Genomic DNA, 24,067 nt, shown 5'->3' with positions numbered 1-24,067 from the left:
TCGATATTAGTCTAAAACCCTTAGGAAAAACCCGACATTACCTAGTGTCATAGGCTGCAAATGCTATACTCGGCTTTACTAAGGAGAGGTTAAAGGCAGCCTGCCGAGAAGTCTACGCCCGTAACACGCGTTACGTTTCGGGCAGTGCAGAATCTGCCCACCTGCAGTCCCTGGAATATAAATGGAAAGCGCCGCTTTTTATCGAGTGGACAAGTTATGACATAGAGCCTGGCTCCGAAGTCGCAGGGGGAGTACTAATGCAGATAGGGACAGTAAAGTGGTTCAACAACGCCAAAGGCTATGGATTCATCCTGTCAGACGAGTGTGACGAAGAACTTTTTGCTCATTTTTCAGCAATCGTCATGGAAGGGTACAAAAGCCTGAAAGCCGGACAAGCCGTCAAGTTCGAGATCCAGCAAGGCCCCAAGGGGCTGCACGCGATCAACATACAACCCACGGAAACCTGAAATACTGAATGTCGAGAGTTCTTTTATTCAATAAACCCTTTCGTGTACTGACCCAGTTTACGGATACAGAAGGCCGCTCGACACTGGCTGATTTCATCGACATCCCCGGCATCTATGCCGCAGGAAGGCTTGATTACGACTCTGAAGGGCTGCTGATACTCACCGATGACGGCAAGCTGCAGAACCAGCTTGCCAGCCCTGCCTTCAAGATGCCCAAAACCTACTTTGTGCAGGTTGAAGGCGTACCGGACGAAGCATCCATTGAGCAGCTGCGCAAAGGCGTCGAACTCAAGGATGGGCTTACGCGCCCGGCCCAGGCAAGCCTGGTTGATGAGCCCGAATGGCTCTGGCCGCGCAACCCGCCCGTTCGTTTCCGTAAAAACCAGCCCACCAGCTGGCTCAAACTCACTATCAGCGAAGGCCGCAACCGCCAGGTACGCCGCATGACGGCTCATATTGGTTTCCCGACCCTGCGCCTGATTCGCTGGTCAATCGGTAACTGGACGCTGGACCAGCTCAGCCAGGGACAATACCGCCAGGAACAGGTACACCTGCCCAAGGCACCGGCCAAACGTCGTCCGCGACCCCAGCATGCCAGGCGCCGCAACAGGGCCTAATCTTCGGTTTGCCAGCGCTTGGCTGCCTGCCGGTCACTTTCCTTCTGTTCAACCCAATGCTCTTCGCCGTTGATGCGCTCTTTTTTCCAGAAAGGCGCATCCCGCTTCAGGTAATCCATCAGAAACTCGGCAGCCTCAAAGGCTTCGGCACGATGAGGTGAAGCCAGAGCGACAAGGACGATATTGTCACCGGGTGTGAGCCAGCCAATGCGATGATGAATACAGACCGGTCCCAGCGACCAGCGCTGACGCGCCTGCTGAATGATATTGTCCAGCGCGTTCTGCGTCATGCCCGGGTAGTGTTCAAGATATAGGCCATCCAGGCCGCCCTCTTCCAGGTCTCGCACCAGCCCGGTGAATGTCACTGTAGCGCCGCAGGGAGTATCGCCCTGCTTCAGCCAATTCTGTACTTCGGTCAGGTCAAAGTCTTTTGTCGAAATTTCAATTCTGTTCAAGCGCTTCCGCTCCTTTCATGGACAGGCATTCAACCCTCTGAGCTGGTATTATTACCGCCCAGTAACACCGAGTACAAACGGAGAGATGATGCGCTGGACACCTCATGCAACCGTCGCCTGCATCGTAGAGCGTGACGGCAAGTTCCTGCTGGTGGAAGAGATAGCCGATGGCAAACGGGTTTTCAATCAGCCGGCCGGCCATCTTGAATCGGGGGAAACCTTCGTAGAAGCCGCCCGGCGCGAGACCCTGGAGGAAACCGGTTGGGAAGTGGAACCCGAAGCCCTGCTGGGGCTCTATACTTACTATGCGCCCAGCAATGGCCAGACTTATCACCGTTTCTGCTTTATTGCCCGCCCCCTTCGGCAACAGCCTGATGCATCGCTGGATGACGGGATTATTGGCCCGCACTGGCTGACACGCAGCGAAATCGGTGCGCTCGGATCTCAATTGCGTAGCCAACTGGTTACCCGATGCATCGATGATTACCTGCGCGGTGTTCGTTACCCTCTGGACTTTATTCAGGAAACTGCTTGATGACTGCACCCAAGCCCAACGATCAAACCAAAGTCATTGTCGGCATGTCCGGCGGTGTCGACTCCTCGGTTTCTGCCTTGCTGCTGATGCAACAGGGGTATCAGGTCGAAGGCCTGTTCATGAAAAACTGGGATGAAGATGACGGCACCGAGTACTGCACGGCCAAGGAAGACATGGCCGATGCGCAGGCGGTCTGCGACAAGCTGGGCATTACCCTGCATGGCGCCAACTTTGCTGCCGAGTACTGGGACAACGTGTTCGAGCATTTCCTGGAGGAATACAAGGCCGGTCGTACGCCAAACCCGGATATCCTCTGCAACCGCGAAATCAAGTTCAAGGCGTTCCTGGAATATGCCCAGATGCTGGGTGCAGACCTGATTGCGACCGGTCACTACGTACGCCGCGGCGAACGCGATGATCATACAGTGCTGCTTAAAGGCCTGGATAACAACAAGGATCAGAGTTACTTCCTGCATCAGGTGGGTGAAGAGGAGCTTAAACTCAGCCTGTTCCCGGTAGGTGAACTGGAAAAGCCCGAAGTTCGCCGCCTGGCTGAAGAACACGGTCTGATCACTCACGACAAGAAAGACAGTACCGGTATCTGCTTTATCGGCGAACGCCGCTTCAGCGACTTCCTGAAGCAGTACCTGCCGGCCCAACCCGGCAAAATCGAAACACCTGACGGCGAGGTTATCGGTGAGCATCAAGGGCTGATGTACTACACCATCGGCCAGCGTCAGGGGCTCGGCATTGGCGGTCTTAAAAACCACCCTGAAGAACCCTGGTTCGCAGCAGCCAAGGACCTGGACCGCAATGTACTGATTGCTGTGCAGGGCAAGCACCCGCTGCTCTACTCTGACTGGCTGCATGCCAGCGATATTTTCTGGATCAGCGGCGAAGCTCCGCAATTACCGCTACGCTGCAAGGCAAAGGTACGGTATCGCCAGTCCGATCAGGACTGTGTCGTGGAAGCAGCTCCAGAAGGCGGTTACCGCGTTGTCTTCGACCAGCCCCAGCGTGCTGTCACCCCGGGCCAGTCAGTTGTTTTGTATCTGGATGATGTCTGCCTGGGCGGTGGGGTGATTGAGTCCACCTCCCGTCATTCAATCGCCGCGTCGGTCAAGGAGGCCTGATGTCACGTCAACATGATGAACAGACCCTGGCGCTGGCCGGCATGTTTCAGGCCGCCAGTCTTGTCGACCAGGTTGCCAGCCGCGGCATGGTGCCGCAGAACAGTTATGAAGCCAGTATCGCCAGCCTGTTCGTAACCGATCCCAAACTGACCGAAGATGTCTTTGGCGGGGTCAGCGAAGTGCCCTACACCCTAGGTTTGGGCCTGCGCCACCTGCAGGACATGGTTGAGAAAAACGAGAGCGCGCAGAACAAACGTATCGTTCAGTATGTTTTGGGCATGATCATGCTGGAGAAGCAGCTGGATAAGAATCCGGACGTTATGGCCAAAGTTGGCCAGGGCATCGATGCCGTGGCCGCCAAGGCACGTTACTTCAATGAAAGTGATGAGGGTGCAGCAGCTGACCTGGAACCGGTTGCCTACACGCACCGTAACGTCATCGCAGCGCTGGATAACCTGTACCAGGAAACCATCAGCCATTTCAGTTTCCGTATTCAGGTTGGCGGTGATCCTCGCCATCTGCAGAACAGTGAAAATGCCGCACGCGTACGCGCCCTGCTGCTGGCAGGTATTCGCTCTACCCTGCTCTGGCGCCAGGTCGGTGGTAAGCGCTGGCATATGCTGTTCTTCCGCTCACGCCTCAAACCTTCCTTGCGTCGCATCATGGGTAGTTGATCCAGCACACTTGGAGCCAGCGTAGGAATATTCAGATGAAACTTAACGATTCCAGCTGGCTCGATACATTCCCGACCATGAAGAAACTGCTCGCCACGCTTGTTCTACTGCCCCTGCTAACGGCCTGTTCCAGCAACGATGGCTGGCGTACAGCCAGTCGGGCATCTGCCGGTATTGCACCAGATCCTGAATCCACACCCGAAGCCGTCATCCAGGTATATGGCGCCGATGCCTGGGGCTGGCGAGGCATTTTCGCCATCCACACCTGGATTTCGGTCAAGCCCTCCAATACCGATCATTACAAGGTCTACGAAGTGGTTGGCTGGCGCGAGCGCAGTGGGTTGCCGGTACTGAGCGTGAAACAGGACATTCCAGACCGTCACTGGTTTGGTGCGCGCCCCGAGCTGATTCTGGACCGACGCGGCGAAGGCGTGGACGACCTGATTCAGCGCATCGATGCAGCGGCGCAACGTTACCCCTGGCGTGATGAGTATCGCGTTTTCCCGGGCCCCAACAGCAATACCTTCCCGGCCTGGATCGGCCAGGAGGTGCCGGAACTGGGCCTGGAACTACCCTTCAGCGCCATTGGCAGCGGCTGGGCAGACTGACCAGCCTCGCTCTCACAGCGGCTAAAACCCGGGTTACGCCAAAACCCCACCACCTGTCAGCTTATCGGCATACCCAGTGGCGGCCATTTTCCGTATAATCGCCCCTTTAATGACACAAGCTGATAAGTGAGACTGTGTAACATGGAGCTTTCTGCCCTTACCGCCGTATCCCCGGTTGATGGCCGCTATGGCAGCAAAACCGCTGACCTGCGTGCCGTATTCAGTGAATTCGGTCTGATCCGTTTCCGCGTACAGGTTGAGATCCGTTGGCTGCAACAGCTGGCCTCCCACCCGCAGATTCAGGAAGTACCGGCTCTGAGCGCAGAAGCCAACGCCCTGCTGGACAGCCTGGTCGACAACTTCAGTGTCGAGCATGCCGAGCGCATCAAGGAAATCGAACGTACCACCAACCACGATGTAAAAGCGGTTGAGTACTTCATCAAAGAGCAGATCGCCGACAACGCCGAGTTGATGGCCGTGAACGAATTCGTTCACTTTGCCTGCACCTCTGAAGACATCAACAACCTGTCCCACGCACTGATGCTGCGTCACGGTGTTGAAGTCACCCGTAACCAGATGCAGCAGGTGGCGGACGCCATCGCTGAGCTGGGCCGCGAACATGCCAACCAGCCGATGCTGTGCCGTACCCACGGCCAGACCGCCTCTCCCAGCACCATGGGCAAGGAGATGGCCAACGTTGCCTACCGTCTGCAGCGTCAGCTGAAGCAGATCGACAGCATTGAATTCCTGGGCAAGATCAACGGTGCCGTGGGCAACTACAACGCTCACCTGTCTGCCTACGCTGATATTGACTGGGAAGCCAACGCCAAGTCTTTCGTTGAAAGCCTGGGCCTGACCTGGAACCCGTACACCACTCAGATCGAGCCGCATGACTACATCGCCGAGCTGTTTGATGCGGTTTGCCGTTTCAACACCATCCTGATCGACTTTGATCGCGATGTCTGGGGCTACATCTCGCTGGGCTTCTTCAAGCAGAAGACCATCGCTGGCGAAGTGGGCTCATCCACCATGCCGCACAAGGTAAACCCGATCGACTTCGAAAACTCCGAAGGCAACCTGGGTATCGCCAACGCCATCATGCAGCATCTGGCCGCCAAACTGCCGATCTCCCGCTGGCAGCGTGACCTGACTGACTCCACTGTTCTGCGTAACCTGGGTGTTGGTTTCGGCCACAGCCTGATCGCCTACCAGGCCAGCCTGAAAGGCATCAGCAAACTGGAGATCAACGCAGCACGCCTGGCTGAAGATCTGGACAACGCCTGGGAAGTTCTGGCTGAGCCGATCCAGACAGTGATGCGCCGTTACGGCATCGAAAAGCCGTACGAGAAGCTGAAGGACCTGACCCGTGGTAAAGAGATGAATCAGGAAACCATCCAGAACTTCATCGATACCCTGGATATGCCGGACGCGGCCAAAACCGAATTGAAGGCGCTGACCCCGGCGCTCTACATCGGTAACGCTGCCGACCAGGCCAAGCGCATCTAAGCATTCTCACGGGGCCTTCTGGCCCCGTTTTCATATCTGCATGGAGTCTAGGCACGTATGGAAACCCTGCTCAGTTCCGACCAACACCCTATTCGTTATGTCAGCCTTGGCCGTGGCCAGGCCGTTATTTTTTTGCACGGCTGGACCCGTGCCGCCCAGGACTGGCTGCCCTTCGCCAACGAATTAAGTGATCGCTACCAGACGTTCAGCTGGACGGCCCGAGGCCATGGCCAGTACCCCGCTCCGGCACTGGAAAGCATGCAGATCAGCCGGCTGGCGGATGACCTTGAACAGATGATGGAACATCACGGAATCCGTGATGCGGTACTGGTTGGGCACTCGATGGGCGCATTGATCGCCTGGGAATATATTCGCAACTACGGTCTGGGCCGTTTGGCCGGCCTCTGCATCATTGATATGACCCCAAAAATGGTGACCGACAGCGACTGGTCACTGGGCATATATGGTGATTTCGACCATGAGCGGAATCAGTCGCTTATCAAGCGCATGCAGGAAGACTTCGCCGAGGGTGTACTGGAGCTGGCTGCAAACGGACTCAATCCGCGTATTCGCGATGCCTACGCACAAAATAGCCATGGTATCCAGCAGCTGCGTGATTATCTGCGCACGCTCGACAGCGCCGCCATGATCCACTGCTGGGATTCGCTGGCACAACAGGATTATCGTGGCCTTCAATCTAAAATCGATCGGCCGGTGCTGATGGTGTATGGCGATACCAGCCAATTCTACAGCCCCGAAGTTCCCGCCTGGATGGAGGCCGAGCTGCCTTGGCCTGAGCTGCACATCTACCCTCAGGCCGATCACTCACCGCAGGTCTGGCACAAGGAACAGTTCGTTCACCATCTCAGCCGCTGGCTAGGCAAACTGTAGGCTCAGGCTCACGGGGACTCCTGCCAACCTACTCTGCTCCAACTGGCTCAAAGTGCGCTGTGGCCTTGTTTTTAGCTTCCAGCCACAAACGTCGCACCAGCACCTTGAGCCCCTCATCGCCATGCACCAGCACACCGACTTCCAGCCGCTTCTCCTCCAGATAACAATCCAGTGCGAATTCGGGGTCAAAGTGACCGATAGAAGCCAAATTGGAAGCAATATTGGCTAATTTAACGGTATGAACGTCCTTGTCAGCTGAGGCCAAACGATTGCGATAGCGTTGCTTGCGCGCTGCACGCGGTATTCGACTGTTAGCTGACCCGGTCAAGCAACGAACACCATCGGCAATCGATGCACCAAAATCACGCTCAATGTCACGCAAGGTTAAACTGGTCTCTTCCACAGTCGCATGCAGCCAAGCCAGGGCTATCCCTCTGGGAGTCACGCTGCTAGAACTGGCAACCAGCCCGGCCACTTCCGCAAGATGTTTCCAATACGGCTCGGCCGTATAACGCCTTTGCTGGCCATGATGGGCTTTCAAGGCATATTCACGCGCCTCTATCAGACATAAAGGCTTGGCGGCGGGTGCGGGTGCGGGTGCGGGTGCGGGTGCGATAGAAGATTTTAATACTGACTTGCCTTCAACCTTAGCCACTTCAACCTGATCCTTTGCTTGCAGCGGCTTTATTACTTCACCATCACCGGAAACTGCCGGCGTAGCACGATCAGCCGGAGCCACTGTATCAAACAAGTCAGGTCGCCATTTATGAACGTTCTCCTCGGAACCGAGAAGCTCATCTAAACTATGGAGTCCATCCCAGTCGTCATTAGCTGACATAAGAACACCTCATCCATTGAGTCTTTAGTACATAGCCAAGATTGTATTCAACAATAACTGGCTAGCTGCTGAACAGACAACATACATCTGCAGCCTTGGATCAACTACCTGTTCATGCGTCTACTCAATAACAGTATCCCGTTTTCCTGCACCCCATTGCCCCCTATAATGCGGCCATCCAAATTTGCGAGGCCGCTATGCTCGAGAATATCCGCATTGTCATGATTAATACCTTCCACCCCGGTAACATCGGGGCGGCAGCTCGTGCGCTGAAAAATATGGGACTGGGCCAGCTGTGGCTGGTAGACCCGGTTGAATTCCCGCATGAAGACGCTGAGTCCCGCGCAGCCGGTGCCAAAGACCTGCTGGACCAGGCCGTTGTCGTCAACACCGTTGAAGAAGCCATTGCCGATTGCCAGCTGGTGATCGGTACCAGCGCCCGCCAGCGCAGCTTCGACCAGCCGTTGATGGATGCGGAACAGGCCGCCATGATGATGACGGATGAAGCCCGCAATGGTCAGGTCGCTATCCTGTTCGGCCGCGAAACAATGGGGCTGACCAATGAAGAGATGATGCTGTGCCATCGACACCTGTTCATTGATGCCAACGAAGACTACCCGGTTCTCAATATTGCCCAGGCCATTCAGCTGGTGAGCTACGAACTGCGTCGTGCATCCAAACAGGCGGACAAACTACCCGAGCCTGCGCCCTACCCGCGCCAGCAGGAAATGACACTGTTCTACGAGCACCTGGAAAAGGTATTGCGCCGCACCAGCTTTATTATCCCGCAGCACGAAGGCCGCGTAATGGACAAGCTGCGACGCTACTTCAACCGCACACGTCCGGAAAAGGCAGAGCTGGGAATGTTGCGCGGCATCCTGACTTCGGTTGAGGAAGTGCTGGAGCGTGAAGTCGATAACACCAAAAGTTGACTGGCCAGCGGGGCTTAAGCCTCGTTAAAGTAAGGTTATACAACAACGATATCTGGACCTGGGGAGAGAGCATGAGCCATTCCAACTCACTCAATGAACTGGCCGCACAGGCGGAAGCTCTGCGTGACAGCCTGAGCCAAACCGCCAAGGACTTCGAGCAGTTCGAGTTCAACGTACGCGGTGTACATGAATGCATGGAACGTATCCAGAAGTGTATGCGTATGGTGGGTAATGACCGCAAGGCCGCCCTTTCTGCCCGTGACACCCGCAAAGTCATGGCCGAGATGGAAGATGCTGTCGCAGAAATGTCGGGGTTACTGAACCTTGATCGCTGAAATCAACTGGGGTGACCTTTCCGCCGAGCGTTTCCTGAGCGAATACTGGCAGAAAAAGCCGCTGCTTATCCGTAACGCCTTCCCTGACTTCGAACCTTGCATCAGTGCTGATGAGCTGGCCGGCCTGGCCTGCGAAGAGGACATTGAATCGCGACTGATCGAAACCGACCCGAATAACGGTGACTGGTCGCTTGAGCACGGCCCCTTTGCCGAAGACCGCTTCGCGTCTCTGGGCGCCAAACCCTGGACCCTTCTGGTGCAGGCTGTCGATCATTGGGTACCCGAAGTGGCACCACTGATGCAAGCCTTTGACTTTATTCCCAGCTGGCGCCGTGATGACTTGATGATCAGTTACGCCAGTGATGGTGGTGGTGTCGGCCCCCATTACGATAACTATGATGTATTTCTGCTGCAGGCAGAAGGTGTTCGTCGTTGGGAGTTCGGTGGTCTGTACGGCGAAGACTCGCCGCGCCGCGAGAACACGCCGGTGATGATTCTGCCGGTATGGCACGCCGAAGAAAGCTTCGACCTGCACCCCGGCGACATGCTGTACCTGCCCCCGCGGGTTGGACATAACGGCGTCGGGATGGGAGATGGCTGCATGACCTGGTCTATCGGCTTCCGCGCCCCATCCCATGCCGAAATCCTGCAGGGGCTGAGCAGTCACCTGAACGATAGCCTCAGCAGCGACCTGCGTTATGAAGACCCTGACCTGAGCATCCCTGACAACCCGGGTGAAATCGATGCCCAGGCCATTCAACGCGTACGCAAGGCGCTGTCTCAGTACCTGAATGATGATGCCTTGCTGGCCAACTGGCTGGGGCGTGCCATGACCGATCCAAAGTATCCAGACCTGGCCGGTGGTGATCACGACTGGACGCAAGCGGAGGTTGATGAGCAGTCGGCTGAAGGCGCTACTGTTTACCTAAACGAAGGCGCGCGTCTGGCCTTCCATCGCTTCAGCGAGGATCACCTGGTGCTGTTTGCAGACGGTCAATCTCATGATCTTTACGCACCTGCAGCAATCACCTTCGCCTGTGAAATCTGTGCTCAGGGACAGGCAAACCTCAGCCCTGAGACCGAGCTTTCAGCTCTGGTTACAAGCCTGTTAAATCAGGGCTCTGTGTACCTCGAAGACTGATTTAACAGGCCTCTGTAATACCCAAGCCACCTCCTTGCGAGGTGGCTTTTTTGTATCTGCTCGACTTTGGTCGTAAGAGAAACCATTATAAGCCGTTGAAATTGCGAATTTTTCAGTAAATGTAGTAAACCCTTTATAGAATTTTATGGAATATTAATTTCGATTTTTATTCCATATATTTTTTGTAAATTTGTCTTTTTAATCCTCATACCAAAGTGGCTAAGCCTTTGGTTTTAGCGCCTCAAAACTGCGTGGTTTCTGGCCTGCAGAGAATTTACGTTGTGAAACCGGCTGTAGTCATTTTACAGTTTTGTCATCATCCCGAGTGTAGTCTGACTACATCTTTTTTGCTCTGCACAAAATCGCTTTGACTCCTAGAATTGGGAGGATCATCATTCGTTCCAACACATCGGGACTGCCCCAAACAGTCCGGATGCAAGATCAGGGATTGGCTACCGTCGCCCGTCCCGACATTACCTAAACACAAACACTGTGAAGGAATGACCATGTCAGCTTACAAAAATGAGATCGACGCCATCGCAACCGCTCGCACTGCTGCGGGTGACTCTTGGGAAGCGATCAACCCTGAATACGCTGCTCGCATGCGTCTGCAGAACCGTTTCAAAACCGGTCTGGACATTGCCCGCTACACCGCCAAGATCATGCGCCATGACATGGCAGACTACGACGCAGACACTGCGCAGTACACCCAGTCCCTGGGCTGCTGGCATGGTTTCATCGGTCAGCAGAAACTGATCGCGATCAAGAAGCACTTCGGTAGCACCAACAAGCGTTACCTGTACCTGTCCGGTTGGATGATCGCTGCACTGCGTTCTGAGTTCGGTCCACTGCCCGACCAGTCCATGCACGAAAAAACATCTGTACCGGCTCTGATCGAAGAACTGTACACCTTCCTGCGTCAGGCTGATGCTCGTGAACTGGGCGGCCTGTTCCGTCAGCTGGACGACGCTCGCGAAGCTGGCGACGCAGCCAAAGAAGCTGAACTGCAGGGTCAGATCGACAACTTCCAGACTCACGTAGTGCCGATCATCGCTGACATCGACGCCGGTTTCGGTAACGAAGAAGCAACTTACCTGCTGGCCAAGAAAATGATCGAAGCCGGTGCCTGTGCGATCCAGATCGAAAACCAGGTATCTGACGAGAAGCAGTGTGGCCACCAGGACGGTAAAGTAACCGTTCCGCACGCCGACTTCCTGGCCAAGATCCGCGCCGTACGCTACGCGTTCCTGGAGCTGGGTGTTGAAGACGGTGTTATCGTTGCACGTACCGACTCCCTGGGTGCTGGCCTGACCAAGCAGATCGCTGTTACTAACGAACCGGGCGACCTGGGCGACCAGTACAACAGCTTCCTGGATGGCGACTACATTGAGAGCGCTGCCGACATCGACAACGGTGACGTGGTTGTTAAGGCTAACGGCAAGCTGCTGAAGCCGAAGCGTCTGGCCTCTGGCCTGTTCCAGTTCAAGAAAGGTTCTGGCGAAGACCGCGTAGTTCTGGACTGCATCACGTCTCTGCAGAACGGTGCTGACCTGCTGTGGATCGAAACCGAGAAGCCGCACGTTGGTCAGATCGCTGGCATGGTTAACCGCATCCGTGAAGCAGTGCCGAATGCCAAGCTGGTTTACAACAACAGCCCGTCCTTCAACTGGACTCTGAACTTCCGTCAGCAGGTATTCGATGCCATGGCTGAAGCGGGTCAGGACGTATCTGCCTACGACCGCGCTAACCTGATGAGCGTTGAGTACGACGAGACTGAACTGGCTGCCGCTGCAGACGAGAAGATCCGTACCTTCCAGGCTGACGCTGCCCGTGAAGCAGGTATCTTCCACCACCTGATCACGCTGCCGACTTACCACACTGCGGCCCTGTCTACTGACAACCTGGCCAAAGAGTACTTCGGTGAAGCTGGCATGCTGGGCTACGTTGCTGGCGTACAGCGTAAGGAAATCCGTCAGAGCATCGCATGTGTTAAGCACCAGAACATGGCTGGTTCTGACATGGGCGACGATCACAAAGAGTACTTCTCTGGTGACGCTGCACTGAAGGCTTCCGGTAAAGACAACACAATGAACCAGTTTTAATTTGGTTCAGTAACCCCTTGCCTATCAAGGGGTTACAAAACATAAACATTTCCGTGTGCCATTAGTGTGCCGAAATGTTGAAGAGCCGCATCATTCTTCCCCGAGATGGTGCGGTTTTTTTATGCCCACCCTCTGCCCCTCTGTTTAGTTGCAGAAAATCCCCTTTCAAGCACAGCTATTCGTGCTGCCTGAATACATGCAGCCACTATCACACCTCAATCCGGTTGCCTCCACTCGAGAAATTATCGACCCTATTCGCTACATAGAACCTCGGCAGCGCCGATAGACCTGACACTTGAGACCTTAAATGAAACGACGCAACTTCCTCGCGGGCCTGGGATTAATCGGCATGCCGCATCCTCTTGCCTTAGCTGAACTGAAAAATTCCCTGCCCCGCACCGATACTCTCCCGGCATTGTTTATCGGGCACGGGAGTCCGATGAACGCCATTGAGAGCAACCGATTCTCCTAGGGCTGGCAATCGCTTGGCAAAACGCTCCCGAAACTGGCCGTAATTCTGTGCATCTCCGCACACTGACTGACGTGGGGAAGCTTTGTCAGATTCATTAACGAGTGGGTGACAAAAGGCGCTAACAGTATGCGTTCGGTCATTCTGGAGCCCGCATAAAATATGCCCTGCTCCAGGCTTGCTAGCAGCATACCGGCAGGCCAGAACGCTCAGGCATGGATAGCACAGCCAAATGTCACCCTATGCTCATACACCGGGAATAGAGCCGGTGGCGCAGATTGAAGTAGTACGGCTATAGCGCATTTGCTAGGATCCACACTTGTTTTGGCGACCGCCAGGGTCGCCACGCTCGGTGACACCCGAGCTCTCAAGGCTTTTGATCTGCAGGCTGGCTAATGACCGTTCTTCTCATGACTCCCCCAATGACCCAGTTGAATACGCCCTACCCGGCAACCGCGTATTTAACGGGCTTTTTACGTTCTCGCGGGTATGAGGCGGTACAGCGAGATCCTGCCATTGAGCTGTTTATTGAGATGATGACAGCCCCTGCGCTGGAAATTATTCGTCAGCATGTTGAAGCCAACTACGAGCAGTTTGAGGATGATGAGCTGCCGCCAGTGATCTTCAACTTCCTGGCCGAGTTTGATCGTTACCATCAAACCGTTGAAGCAGCGATCCGCTTCTTGCAGGGCAAAGACCCCAGCCTGGCACTGCGCATCAATTCCCGTCGTTTCCTGCCGGAGGGGCCAGCATTTGACGCCATTGCACAGATGGAAGCCGTTTCCGGTGATGTATTGAAAGCCGCTTTTGGTAACCTGGGCGTACAGGACAAAGCCAAATACCTGGCCACCCTGTTCATCAACGACCTGTCAGCTGTCATCACCCAGGGAGTTGACCCCTATTTTGAGGTGAGCCGTTATGGTGAGCAACTGGCAGCAGCAAATCCAAGCTTCGACAACCTCTATGACACGCTGATGGATGAGCCGAGTTTCAGCTCGGAGATCCTGGAGCAACTGGTCGAACAGTACCTGGAAGAGACACAACCCTCGGTTGTTGCACTCACAGTCCCCTTCCCCGGCAACATGCTGGGGGCTTTGCGCATTGCCCAAACCTGCAAGGCCATTGATCCGGATCTCCCCGTGGTGATGGGCGGTGGCTTTATCAATACCGAGCTGCGCGCATTGAAAGACCCCCGCGTGTTCGAATTTGTCGACTTTATCTGTCTGGATGATGGCGAACGCCCCTTCATGACGTTGCTTGAATTCCTTGGCGGACAACGTGAAATCGACGATCTCGTGCGTACCTATTTCCTTGCCGAAGGAGAAGATGGCGAGCCCATCGTCCACTTCAATGAAAATAAAGCGCTGCATGACATTCCGCAGTCCGAGGTGGGTGCACCTGTTTATGACGGCCTGCCCTTGGACGAATATCTATCCCTGTGTGAAATGCTCAACCCCATGCACCGTATCTGGAGTGATGGCCGCTGGAACAAGCTGACCATCGCCCATGGCTGTTACTGGCGCAAATGCAGTTTTTGTGACGTCAGTCTGGACTACATTGACCGTTACGATGCTGCCAGTGCCGATGTACTGGTAGATCGCATCGAAGAACTCATCGAAGAGACCGGACAATCAGGCTTCCATTTCGTTGATGAAGCCCTGCCGCCCAAGCTAACGTTTGCCTTGGCGCAACGGTTGATTGAACGCAATGTCGTAATCAGCTGGTGGGGCAACATCCGTTTTGAAAAAACCTTTACCCCCGAGCGTTGCCAGCTGTTGGCTGACTCGGGTTGTATCGCGGTCAGCGGCGGTTTGGAAGTTGCTTCGGATCGTCTGCTGAAACTGATGAAAAAAGGCGTTAGCGTTGAACAGGTCGCCCGCGTGACCAAGGCTTTCAGCGATGCAGGTATCCTGGTACATGCCTATTTGATGTATGGCTTCCCCACCCAAACTGAACAGGAAACCGTCGATTCTTTGGAGATGGTACGGCAAATGATGCAGCAGGGTTGCTTCCAATCCGCGTACTGGCACCGCTTCGTCGCCACGGTACATAGCCCGATCGGCATGTATCCTGAACAGTACGGCATTACCCTGGTCGAACCTGACGAGATCCTGTTTGCTGAAAACGATGTCGAATTTATCGACCCGACCGGTACTGATCATGAAATGCTGGGTGAAGGGTTACGTAAAGCAATTTACAACTTCATGCATGGTATCGGCTTCGATCAGCCGATGAGCTTCTGGTTCGAGCAGACAGTACCAAGCACACAAGTTCGTCCCGACCTCATCACCAACGCGGTCAATAATCTGATTTTAAGCAGTGAGCATTGATCTAAGCTATTGCTGCATTAAAGAATATGGATGCGCCTGACGTAAACAAGCTTCAGGCCGGTTAACCCATTGGTCTTGTGAACAGACATCAGTTTTCTACGTGTGTTAATGCTTACAAATTGAGATATAGTACGCTTGGCTATCAGGATGTAGCCCGACTCAGGTTTCAATCATTGTGAGTCACGATCAACAAGGAATGTTTCATGAACAAGCCCTCTATACGTGCGGGCGAAACCCACACGCGCCCTGCTGCCGCCGTTAAAACGGTTGTCGTCGCTGAGCCGTTCTCCAGCGATTCCTCTTCATTATTATTTAATAAGCGACCGCTTGCTCGTATCCAAAAACCGGCTGCTCACGGAGAAATAATCTTCAAGGACTCTGAGTCTGCTCGAAATCAGAATTCATCTCCAGCTAACTCCAGTAAACGAGCCACTAGCTACTCTAGTCACCTCAACCAATCTGGAGACTGGATTACCAGATCAAAGTCATGCACGCTCCAGCGCGTCGATAACCATAAAACACGAAAATGAAAAGCGTTATGATGCGTAATATTATTATATGGGTGATGATATTAGTTTCATTTACAATGTTTTTTAATTTTATTTCGAATTACAAAAAAAATAAATATGAGATATGGAGCTATTCTTTACCAAAGCTTTCGACAAGCCCAATCATAATATTTGATGACACCCTTTATTTTACAGATAAAAAAAACAAGATATATTCACTTTCAAAAAACGGCCATCTTAATTGGAAAATAGATTTAAAATGCCCACTACAAAAAAAATTAATTGTAGATAAAGATCATGTATTAACACGAACAAATGCTTCATATATAACATTTTACCCTCACAGCACAAAGGATTGTAAAAATCCTGAGAAACTACACATAATAAATCGAAAAAATGGCCTGCTAGATAGAATCAAAAAAACAAAAGTACTTTCGTATCAGAAAATCGCAGACGAAATTTATTATTCAACAACAACTGAACTTTTTAAATTTAACATAGAACAAAAAAAACAAATACAAATTTTTGATTTCAACTTGAATGATGTAAGACTAGGTGGCTTTGATTCTGATTTCCATATTAATGGACTTTATCTTTATATGAAAAATCAATATCAAGATGTATTCGCCATAGATACTAAAAGTAATAAGGTTGCATGGCGTTTCAATTCTGAATGGAAAATTGGTGAAGAAGATTTAATTGATCGAAATCAAAGATCACAATCACTAATTTATGATGACAACGTCATTTATACTGTCAATAAAGTCCAACACTCATCGGCAGCTGACGTTTATGCCTTTGATGCTAATACTGGTCGTATTTTAGGCCGCCATCATATTGAAGCAGGCGCAAGCCCAGGGCGTTTATCTTCATCGAATCGAAATATTTATGTTTCATCCAATGATGGGCGCGTACATGCAATGTCTAAACGAAACCTCTACCCTGTTTGGGATGTACCTGTGCGAGGTAGAGTTTTAGGAGCTTTAGTGCCTTATGAAGGTAGGGTATATGCTGGAACACAGGCTGGAGGAATCATTGGTCTTGATGAAAAAACGGGTAAGAGGCTTTATTACTACCCTACCAGGCATCCGATCCCGGGAACTCCGGCCATTGAGGATGGAATCATTTACTTTGCTACAAATGGCGGATCAATTCATGCGGTGCGCCTACCAGAAGAGCATACCTCAGATTCTACCGGCGGTGAAAATTAGATGATCATCTTACAGGTTCATAAACATAACTTTACGTTAAAACAATATGCATATTTCAAGAAGAATTAAAATAAACATAAAGAAAAATAAGAAATATTCAATCAGGTTACTATCTTTACTATTAATTATAACCTCAAGCGTTTCATATGGGGCAACGTTTTATAGAGGGAGCTATTCGCAGTCAAGCCACTACAAAAACATAGAAAGTGAGTATCGAGGAGATATAAAATGGGATGTAGAACTATCAAAGCATGCTATTTTGATTTCTCCAATAGTCGATAACCATAACGTATATGTAACAAGTAATGATAATAAATTATTTTCTATAGATAAATCAAATGGCGATCTTCATTGGTCGCGTCACCTTGAGTACCCCATAACATCTCAGCTTTTCATATTCGGAGAAACATTAATAGCTGGAAATAATAATGGTGAGATTTTATTATTTAACATCAATAATGGCAAGAAGGAAAAAACGATACAAAAAGAAGGATCAATATTTGGCCCATTTATAAATAGTGGAGATTATCTTATAGCAGGTAATAACGAAGGCATTATTTATTCTATAAACATTAAAACCCTAAAAGAAAAAAGCCAAATACAACTAAATAGACAGATAGGGCCACCTCTATTTTTTAAATCAAAGCTTATCATTCCAAGTTCCTCAATCTGCTGCGGGGCGATCATTAATATTTATGATTTTATCGATGGGACCTTTGGAGAACCAGTACAATTTCAAACCGACTTGAATTATTTATCACTACCAATTTTAGTCGATGGGAAAATGTATGCCTCTGGTTTAGGAAATAGAGGCTCTTTAACAAAACTGACTGTTTTTGATTTGGAACAAGAAAATTATCAAGAATTATTTGAAATAGAAACAACCTCACATTTGGCATCCGATGGTGAAGCAATAATATTCACAGATAAAAAATCCATTTATGCCATGGACAATAATCATGATCTACTTTGGGGTTATGATTTAGGAGAATTTATTACCCGATATGCTAGCCTTTCACACAACAGTGCTTATATACCTACACAAAAAAGCATACATGGCTTTTCCATAAAGAATGGCGATTTGAAATGGACCCACGAGAGCCCATACGTTATTTCAACTGCCTTAATTTTGGATAAAAAATCCTTATATTATGGAACAAAAGAAGGACGATTAGTTGCATTAGAATAAATTTCACCCTTGAAATTTTATTTAAAATAACTTAGATATTTAATCTTAATAGCCATGAAAATTTCATACTTCAGTATTTTATTAATATTTTTAACCAGTACTAACACCTTCGCCAAATGCGTTTGTGAACGATATAATGACCCGAACACCCCCGTCAATGTGGCAATCATAGATTTAATCAGAGGAAATAATACAACTGCCATAAACCTTTTGACAGAATCAAAAAAACCAAATATTTCTAATGCCTGCGGCGCCGGAATCTTACTTATTTCTTCTATCAATAACAATGAAGAAGTCACTAGTTTATTTCTACAAGCAGGAGCTGACCCAAACATGGCCAACCTAAAAGGCCTCACTCCTGTCCACAATGCTGCAAAATGGTCTAGCAATGAAACCTTATCAATTTTATTAAAGGCAGGAGGTAATCCGAATCCGAGCTTACACGGCTGCTTAAAAGAAAAAATTTATAACACGCCTTTACTGATTGCAGCTGCAAATAAAAACATCAATGGTATTAAACTTCTTCTAAAATATAATGCAGACTTTAATCACGAAAATAAGAATGGCTATAATGTTTTTGAAGTTCTTCTAATTGGAGAAATCCCTCTCAATTCAATCATTGAAGCAATAGATGAAATTCCGAGTGAAGAGAGAAAGAAAAATGCTTTATCGCTGCTGCTTTTTAACACTGCTACAACCATGAAAAATGACTACCTAATAAAACTGCTTTCTTTAGGAGTAGACCCAAACTTCATTTATAAAGATGATGTGAAATTTAATACTCCATTATTGGTTGCAGCCATATCTAATAATATTGAAGCGGCTAAAGCTTTAATTTCGCATGGTGCAGATATAAATTATAAAAATTCAAAAGGCTATTCCCTTGAAATAATAGTAAGTGAGGGTCATTCACAAGAGCTCTCTCACATATTTAAATAGTAGACTGGAAAATACTTTTATTAAAAATAACTTAAAAATTTGATCTTAATAGCCATGAAAATTTCATACTTTAGTATTTTATTAATATTTTTAACCAGTACTAACACCTTCGCCAACTGCGTTTGTGAACGATATAATGACCATAAAACCCCCGTCAATATAGCAATCATAGATTTAATCAAAGGAGATAATGCAACTGCAATCAAACTTCTGAATGAAACAAACAACCCAAATATTTCTAATGCCTGCGGCGCCGGAATTTTACTTATTTCATCTATTTATAACGATGAAGAAGTCACTCGTATATTTCTAAAAGCAGGAGCTGACCCAAACATGGCCAGTTTAAAAGGTTTGACTCCCATAGAAAATGCCGCGCAATGGTCCAGTAACGAAGTTCTATCAATGCTAATCGATGCAGGTGCTAACCCTAACCCCAAAATACTCGATTGTTCCAAAAACTCATCCTATAACACACCTCTTTTTCTTGCAGCTATAAACAATAATATTGAAGGTGTGTAAATTCTTCTAAATAGCGGCGCTGACTATAACCACAAAAACATTAATGGCATAACCTTTTTCGATATTATAATCTCCAAGCATAATAACGAAACAATAAACGATATAATAGAATCAATTCCTGAAAGCCAAATACAACTAAGAGAAAATATAGCAAATGGAATAATTTTCTATAGCGCTGCAACTATTGGCAAAGAGGATAAGCTAGAATTTTTACTATCAAAATCATTTAGTCCCAACTTCAATATAGATGAAAATGGCCCATACAATACTCCTCTTTTAATAGCAGCAGTTGCTAAAAACACCAAGGCAATAAAAATATTAATTGAATATGGTGCTGATATAAATTATGTAAACAAAAGTGGGTATAGTCTAAAAAGAGTAATAAGGGAACGCAATATCAAGAGTCTTAGTAATATTTTTCAGTAAAAAATCTCACAAATTCATGAAGAGAATCTGAGAAATGATTTTTTATGACCATAACAATATGCCCTCTATTTTTACTAAGATATACTGCCCAACCCATATTATTCGATCAAGGTTCAGGGAAGCACCTGATGTGAACCAACCATCAGGTGTTCTACGTAAAGACTTTCAATATCACTTGGATTCATCCACCCTAAGCTGATGGATGAAACAATTCGACTTCCCAGAGGCTCCCGCGTGAAACAGCTACAAGGCATCATTTTCGATCTGGATGGCACTCTCGTGTCATCGTCTCTTGATTTTCCCGCTATCAAGCGGGAAATTGGCTGCCCTGCCGATGCGGATGTGCTGACTTACCTGAAGACCCAGCCTGAAGACGTACAGAAAGCCGCGATGGACGTGATTCATCGGCATGAGCGGCTTGATGCAGAAAGTTGTGAGTGGATTCCCGGTGCTCGGGCATTTGTTGAGGCTTGCCATCACCAGGGCATTCCCATGGCCATTGTGACGCGTAATTCTCTGAAATCGTCTCAGGCCAAAATCGAGCGCAATTCCATCCCGATTGAACGGGTTATTACGCGGGAAAACTCCAAGCCCAAGCCGGACCCGTCCGCCCTCCTCCAGGTTGCAGAGGAATTTGGTCTACCACCCGAGTCGATGCTCATGGTCGGGGATTACCGTTATGACTTGGAAGCAGGCCGCAACGCGAACATGAAGTCCTGCCTGGTGAATTTCACCACCCTGCCCGATTATTCCCACCTGGCGGATTACACCTTTGAACATTTCGGCATGCTGCACCGAGCCATGTTTGGTAACTGAAGAATGTTTAAACGCCAGAGGTGCCCTGCCTCCAGGGCACTCGTATAAACCACAAGGATGGATTCAACAACATCGGCTTACAGCTGCAAAACCTTATCAAAGAAATTAACCAGTGCGCTGTTCAGCTGCTCATGAAAATCACCGCGATCGAAGCCTTCAGCATCGACACACACCATATTCCAGATACGCGGGTTGTGCTCTTTAAGCTTGGGGTTACATTCGGCCATGAAGGCAAAATGACCGGCTTTTTCGACGACGTGTGTTTCTACGATGTTGGGCAAGTGAGCCGCCAGATTGGCACCGTTGCTGGCGTGGGGCACGCGGACATCCACTGCACCCGACCAGAGCTGAACAGGCATATTCACTGCCGCCAAGGCTGATTCGTCAAACATATAGCTCAAGCCCGGTGCCGCAATGCTAATCGCCTTGATGCGACCATCCCCCGCCACGGCCTGTACCTCTTTGCCCAGAGCGTCAGGGTCGATCCCCTCCAACATGCCGATTTCACAGGTAAACTCCTGCGGATTGTTCTCGCAATGCTGCAGTGCCCGCTGGAAGTCAGGCACTGCACCTGCCGCTACCAGCGCGGTATAACCGCCTGCCGAGAAGCCGTAAACACCAATCCTGTCGGCTGCGATATGCTCTGACGCAGGCCAGTCTTGCAGCATGAAATCGATAACCTTTGAAATATCGGCTGGACGGGACACCAGCCACTCTGCCGTGCTGGCTGATTCATCCTCGCTGTTATTGCCCGGATGTTCGGGGGCCGCAACGATATATCCGGCCTCCGCCAGTTCAAGCGCAGCATCGGCATGTCCACCCATCCAGCCCCCATAACCATGTGACAGGATAACCAGCGGCAGATAATCACCAGAGACCTTGGCATTCAGCGCCAGAGTTTGGCGGAAGGGTGAGTTAATGGCCTTGGGTACAGGCGCATCAGAGGGATACCAGATACCCATCTGGATTGGGGTGGGAGCGTTGATGGATACACGTTCAAATCCAACCGCCAGCGTCTGCAGCGGCCAGACGATAATCGCGAGTAACAGTGATAAGTGGAGTTTCATGGCTTGTCCCTAACAGGGTGTTGAAAAGCGTTATCGAGGTAGCCGAGGCAAGGCAAAAACAGGCGAAAAAGCGCAGTTTAGTGGACTAAATGAGCATTTTGAGCCTGTTTTTAACGACGCACCGGCAACGCAGATAGATTTTCAGCAGCCTGCTAAGTCTCCAGTGACTTTAACGGCCCCTGACCGAAAAACCGCCGACTTTATCACAGCTTGCCTGCCAGCAAGTTACCTGTCGCAGATTAGGCTTCTGAAGCTGAAAAGCTTTTGTCTATTCTGTAACCAAGGGTTCACGGAGTGGTTTTAGTGTATTCATCACCATACAGTGATGAGGGTAAGCAGCAGTGAAGCTTGAACGGAAAGACAAAGCGTTTGTGGCCTGGTGGATTGATCACCAGTTTACAACCAAATCACATTTTCCGGATGCCGGTTGTAAACCGGGCACTAACCTCAAACGCCCAACCAAAAAGCACCTCAAGGCCTACAAGGCCTGGCGGCGGTTACCGCTCAAAGCAAGCAAAATGCAGGCATGGATGGATGAGTGGCTCAATGAGCACGACAAACAGGCCCTGATGCATTCCATGAAGCGCCAGCATAAAGATCATCCGCCCTGGAGTTGAGCCTTACTCGATCGGCAAATCTGCATCAGCCACTCCGACCAGGAACCATCATAGAGGCTCAGGTTGTCGTAGCCGGCAATGGCAGCCGCCAACAGAATGATACATGCCGTGATGCCTGAGCCACAGCTGAAAACGGTCTGCCGGTTCCTCTCTATTGGCAACTGACTGAACAGTTCTGCCAGCTCATGCTCGGGTTTGAACTCGATATCATTGAGCATGTCAGTGAAGGGCAAGCTGACAGACCCCGGTATATGGCCAGAGCGAAGCCCGGGCCGCGGCTCCTCTACCTGGCCAAGAAATCGCGCCTGCGAACGCGCATCCAGGATGTTCAACGTCCCCTTGCCCAGTTGTTGAAGCAGATAAACGGCGTTGCGAACGCACTCTGGCTCGAAGTGTACCTGCGGCATCTGATTCAGACTCACCGGTGTTTCCAGCTTGTCTGTTACCACGCGCCCTTCGGCCATCCATTTTGGCAGCCCGCCATCCAATACATATACCTGATCAAATCCGAAAGCCTTGAAAATCCACCAGGCGCGAGGTGAGGCGTAAATACCCTGGTTGTCGTAAATCACGACGGTAGTCTCTGCGGTAATCCCCTGCCTCTGTGCTTCCCGTGCAAACTGCTCGGAGGTTGGAAAAGCATGCACCTGGTCCGAGTTGAGATCACAGAGTTCCTGCTCCAGATTGATGAACTGGCTGCCGGGGATATACATCGGTGTGTCATAGGTGATGGGCTCTTTGCCAATCACCTTGCTCATGCTGGCATCCAGTATTACCAGCCCTTCCCGGTCAAGATTATCCTGCAGCCACTGAGTGCTAACGATGGGCGATGTCATAGGCGCAAATCCTTACAAGTCAGTGTGAGTCCCTGAAGCTCAGCCTAGCGAAAACATCGCCCCTTGTCTCCGAGATAACACGGCCTTCAGGATGACCCAGTATGTGACTGTTTAACAGTTTTACGAGCCTTGAACGCATTGACCGCCGCCGCAAACTCTTCCCCCTGCAGCGCCGTCACCAGTTGGTCCAGCTCCCGACTCATCGCGCCATCAATTGCTGTCTGCTCTGATTGTCGCATCAGTTTCTTCGCCGCCTGCATCGCCTTCGGCGGCGCGGAAGCCAGCCGTTCTGCATAGGCCAGGGCAGACGCCAGCGCCTCACCATCTGCGACGACTCGATTGATCAACCCGGCGCTTGCCGCTGCCTTTGCCTCCAAACGTTCGCCCAGCAACAGCAACTCCGAGGCTTTCTGCCGCCCTGCCAGCTGTGGCAGGATCCAGGTTGATGCAAACTCAGGACAGATGCCCAAATAGACAAACGGCATTTGTAACCAGCTGCTTTCACCCGCAACCACCAGGTCGCAATGCATCAGCAGCGTGCAGCCAATGCCCACGCCGTGCCCTTCCACCGCTGCTACAACAGGTTTCTGTAACCGGTTGAATTGCTGCATAAACCGATACACCGGATGTTCGCTATCACGAATAGGATTTTCCAGGAAATCGTCCAGGTCGTTGCCGCTGCAAAACACCTTGGATGATCCCGTGAATACCAGTGCACGCACGCTTTCATCTTCATCTGCCGCTTTCAGTTCAGCGATCAACGCTTCGTAAATCTGGCTTGTCAGTGCATTTTTGCGTGCAGGGTTATCCAGTCTCAATAACCTGACTGCCCCCTGTGTTTCAACCGATACACCCGTGCTGCTCATTTTGCATGTTCCCCTTCACAGTACCGGGGCCCAGCGGCC

At 50.5% G+C, this 24,067-nt stretch carries 25 protein-coding genes; 20 read left to right on the top strand and 5 right to left on the bottom strand.

Annotation, left to right across the window (positions count from 1 at the left end):
• The first annotated feature begins 257 nt into the window (after positions 1-257).
• Positions 258-467 carry a cold shock domain-containing protein CspD gene (gene cspD, locus BW956_RS08140; protein ID WP_010323193.1) on the top strand — a complete coding sequence of 70 codons (210 nt, stop codon included), beginning with the start codon at positions 258-260 and terminating at the stop codon, positions 465-467.
• An 8-nt stretch (positions 468-475) separates the two neighbouring features.
• Positions 476-1,084: an rRNA large subunit pseudouridine synthase E gene (locus BW956_RS08135; protein WP_076462306.1), complete on the top strand. Its 609-nt coding sequence runs from the start codon at positions 476-478 to the stop codon at positions 1,082-1,084.
• On the opposite strand, the gene moaE is transcribed toward BW956_RS08135, so the two are convergent.
• Positions 1,081-1,539 carry a molybdopterin synthase catalytic subunit MoaE gene (gene moaE, locus BW956_RS08130; protein ID WP_076462304.1) on the bottom strand — a complete coding sequence of 153 codons (459 nt, stop codon included), beginning with the start codon at positions 1,537-1,539 and terminating at the stop codon, positions 1,081-1,083. The genes BW956_RS08135 and moaE overlap by 4 nt on opposite strands.
• Positions 1,540-1,627: 88 nt before the next feature.
• Between moaE and BW956_RS08125 the strand changes: the two genes are divergently transcribed.
• The 6 genes from BW956_RS08125 to BW956_RS08100 all read left to right on the top strand — a co-directional run bounded on the left by BW956_RS08125 (position 1,628) and on the right by BW956_RS08100 (position 6,886).
• Entirely contained in the window at positions 1,628-2,074 is a 447-nt protein-coding gene (locus BW956_RS08125; protein ID WP_076462303.1) for an NUDIX hydrolase, read from the top strand.
• Entirely contained in the window at positions 2,074-3,207 is a 1,134-nt protein-coding gene (gene mnmA / locus BW956_RS08120; RefSeq protein ID WP_076462301.1) for a tRNA 2-thiouridine(34) synthase MnmA, read from the top strand. Before BW956_RS08125 ends, mnmA begins: the two co-directional genes overlap by 1 nt.
• Complete coding sequence (hflD, locus tag BW956_RS08115; RefSeq protein WP_076462299.1) at positions 3,207-3,881, top strand: high frequency lysogenization protein HflD; 675 nt, start codon at positions 3,207-3,209, stop codon at positions 3,879-3,881. The genes mnmA and hflD overlap by 1 nt, the downstream gene beginning before the upstream one ends.
• A gap of 35 nt (positions 3,882-3,916) precedes the next feature.
• Positions 3,917-4,489 (top strand): DUF3750 domain-containing protein, encoded by a 573-nt coding sequence (locus tag BW956_RS08110; RefSeq protein WP_083702984.1) that lies wholly within the window; start codon positions 3,917-3,919, stop codon positions 4,487-4,489.
• Positions 4,490-4,630: 141 nt separating this feature from the next.
• Entirely contained in the window at positions 4,631-5,995 is a 1,365-nt protein-coding gene (gene purB, locus BW956_RS08105) for an adenylosuccinate lyase (RefSeq protein WP_076462297.1), read from the top strand.
• A gap of 57 nt (positions 5,996-6,052) precedes the next feature.
• Positions 6,053-6,886 carry an alpha/beta fold hydrolase gene (locus BW956_RS08100; protein ID WP_076462295.1) on the top strand — a complete coding sequence of 278 codons (834 nt, stop codon included), beginning with the start codon at positions 6,053-6,055 and terminating at the stop codon, positions 6,884-6,886.
• Positions 6,887-6,914: 28 nt separating this feature from the next.
• Here BW956_RS08100 and BW956_RS08095 read toward each other — a convergent pair whose 3' ends face one another.
• Positions 6,915-7,724, bottom strand: coding sequence for an HD domain-containing protein (locus BW956_RS08095; RefSeq protein ID WP_083702983.1), 810 nt, complete (start codon positions 7,722-7,724; stop codon positions 6,915-6,917).
• Between the two features lie 197 nt (positions 7,725-7,921).
• Between BW956_RS08095 and BW956_RS08090 the strand changes: the two genes are divergently transcribed.
• From BW956_RS08090 to BW956_RS08040, 11 genes are all read left to right on the top strand, one after another.
• Entirely contained in the window at positions 7,922-8,656 is a 735-nt protein-coding gene (locus BW956_RS08090) for an RNA methyltransferase (protein ID WP_010323183.1), read from the top strand.
• A 71-nt stretch (positions 8,657-8,727) separates the two neighbouring features.
• On the top strand, positions 8,728-8,991 hold the full coding sequence (locus BW956_RS08085) for a hypothetical protein (RefSeq protein WP_010323182.1): 264 nt from the start codon (positions 8,728-8,730) through the stop codon (positions 8,989-8,991).
• Positions 8,981-10,132, top strand: coding sequence for a cupin domain-containing protein (locus BW956_RS08080; protein WP_076462291.1), 1,152 nt, complete (start codon positions 8,981-8,983; stop codon positions 10,130-10,132). Before BW956_RS08085 ends, BW956_RS08080 begins: the two co-directional genes overlap by 11 nt.
• Positions 10,133-10,638: 506 nt before the next feature.
• Positions 10,639-12,234 (top strand): isocitrate lyase, encoded by a 1,596-nt coding sequence (locus BW956_RS08075; RefSeq protein WP_076462289.1) that lies wholly within the window; start codon positions 10,639-10,641, stop codon positions 12,232-12,234.
• Between the two features lie 864 nt (positions 12,235-13,098).
• Positions 13,099-15,033, top strand: a complete 1,935-nt coding sequence (locus tag BW956_RS08070; RefSeq protein WP_076462287.1) for a B12-binding domain-containing radical SAM protein — start codon at positions 13,099-13,101, stop codon at positions 15,031-15,033.
• A gap of 538 nt (positions 15,034-15,571) precedes the next feature.
• Entirely contained in the window at positions 15,572-16,753 is a 1,182-nt protein-coding gene (locus BW956_RS08065; protein WP_076462285.1) for a PQQ-binding-like beta-propeller repeat protein, read from the top strand.
• Positions 16,754-16,799: 46 nt separating this feature from the next.
• Positions 16,800-17,942 (top strand): outer membrane protein assembly factor BamB family protein, encoded by a 1,143-nt coding sequence (locus BW956_RS08060; RefSeq protein WP_076462283.1) that lies wholly within the window; start codon positions 16,800-16,802, stop codon positions 17,940-17,942.
• Positions 17,943-17,996: 54 nt separating this feature from the next.
• Complete coding sequence (locus tag BW956_RS08055) at positions 17,997-18,881, top strand: ankyrin repeat domain-containing protein (protein ID WP_076462281.1); 885 nt, start codon at positions 17,997-17,999, stop codon at positions 18,879-18,881.
• 54 nt (positions 18,882-18,935) lie between these two features.
• Positions 18,936-19,400, top strand: a complete 465-nt coding sequence (locus BW956_RS22215; protein ID WP_139327148.1) for an ankyrin repeat domain-containing protein — start codon at positions 18,936-18,938, stop codon at positions 19,398-19,400.
• Positions 19,401-19,826, top strand: coding sequence for an ankyrin repeat domain-containing protein (locus BW956_RS22885; protein WP_083703011.1), 426 nt, complete (start codon positions 19,401-19,403; stop codon positions 19,824-19,826).
• Positions 19,827-20,060: 234 nt separating this feature from the next.
• Positions 20,061-20,642 carry an HAD family hydrolase gene (locus BW956_RS08040; protein WP_010323175.1) on the top strand — a complete coding sequence of 194 codons (582 nt, stop codon included), beginning with the start codon at positions 20,061-20,063 and terminating at the stop codon, positions 20,640-20,642.
• A 77-nt stretch (positions 20,643-20,719) separates the two neighbouring features.
• On the opposite strand, the gene BW956_RS08035 is transcribed toward BW956_RS08040, so the two are convergent.
• Positions 20,720-21,709 (bottom strand): alpha/beta hydrolase family protein, encoded by a 990-nt coding sequence (locus BW956_RS08035; protein WP_076462275.1) that lies wholly within the window; start codon positions 21,707-21,709, stop codon positions 20,720-20,722.
• 341 nt (positions 21,710-22,050) lie between these two features.
• Here BW956_RS08035 and BW956_RS08030 point away from each other — a divergent pair, with 341 nt between their 5' ends.
• Positions 22,051-22,326 (top strand): hypothetical protein, encoded by a 276-nt coding sequence (locus BW956_RS08030; protein ID WP_076462273.1) that lies wholly within the window; start codon positions 22,051-22,053, stop codon positions 22,324-22,326.
• Here BW956_RS08030 and BW956_RS08025 read toward each other — a convergent pair.
• Entirely contained in the window at positions 22,308-23,162 is an 855-nt protein-coding gene (locus BW956_RS08025; RefSeq protein WP_076462271.1) for a sulfurtransferase, read from the bottom strand. The two genes, BW956_RS08030 and BW956_RS08025, sit on opposite strands and share 19 nt — an antisense overlap.
• An 86-nt stretch (positions 23,163-23,248) precedes the next feature.
• Positions 23,249-24,028: an enoyl-CoA hydratase/isomerase family protein gene (locus BW956_RS08020; protein WP_076462269.1), complete on the bottom strand. Its 780-nt coding sequence runs from the start codon at positions 24,026-24,028 to the stop codon at positions 23,249-23,251.
• Positions 24,029-24,067: the final 39 nt, after the last annotated feature.

The organism is Marinobacterium stanieri (genome assembly GCF_900155945.1).
GTDB lineage: Bacteria > Pseudomonadota > Gammaproteobacteria > Pseudomonadales > Balneatricaceae > Marinobacterium > Marinobacterium stanieri.
Note: the sequence above shows the minus strand (reverse complement) of the source record. Positions and strands in the feature narration are given on the sequence as shown.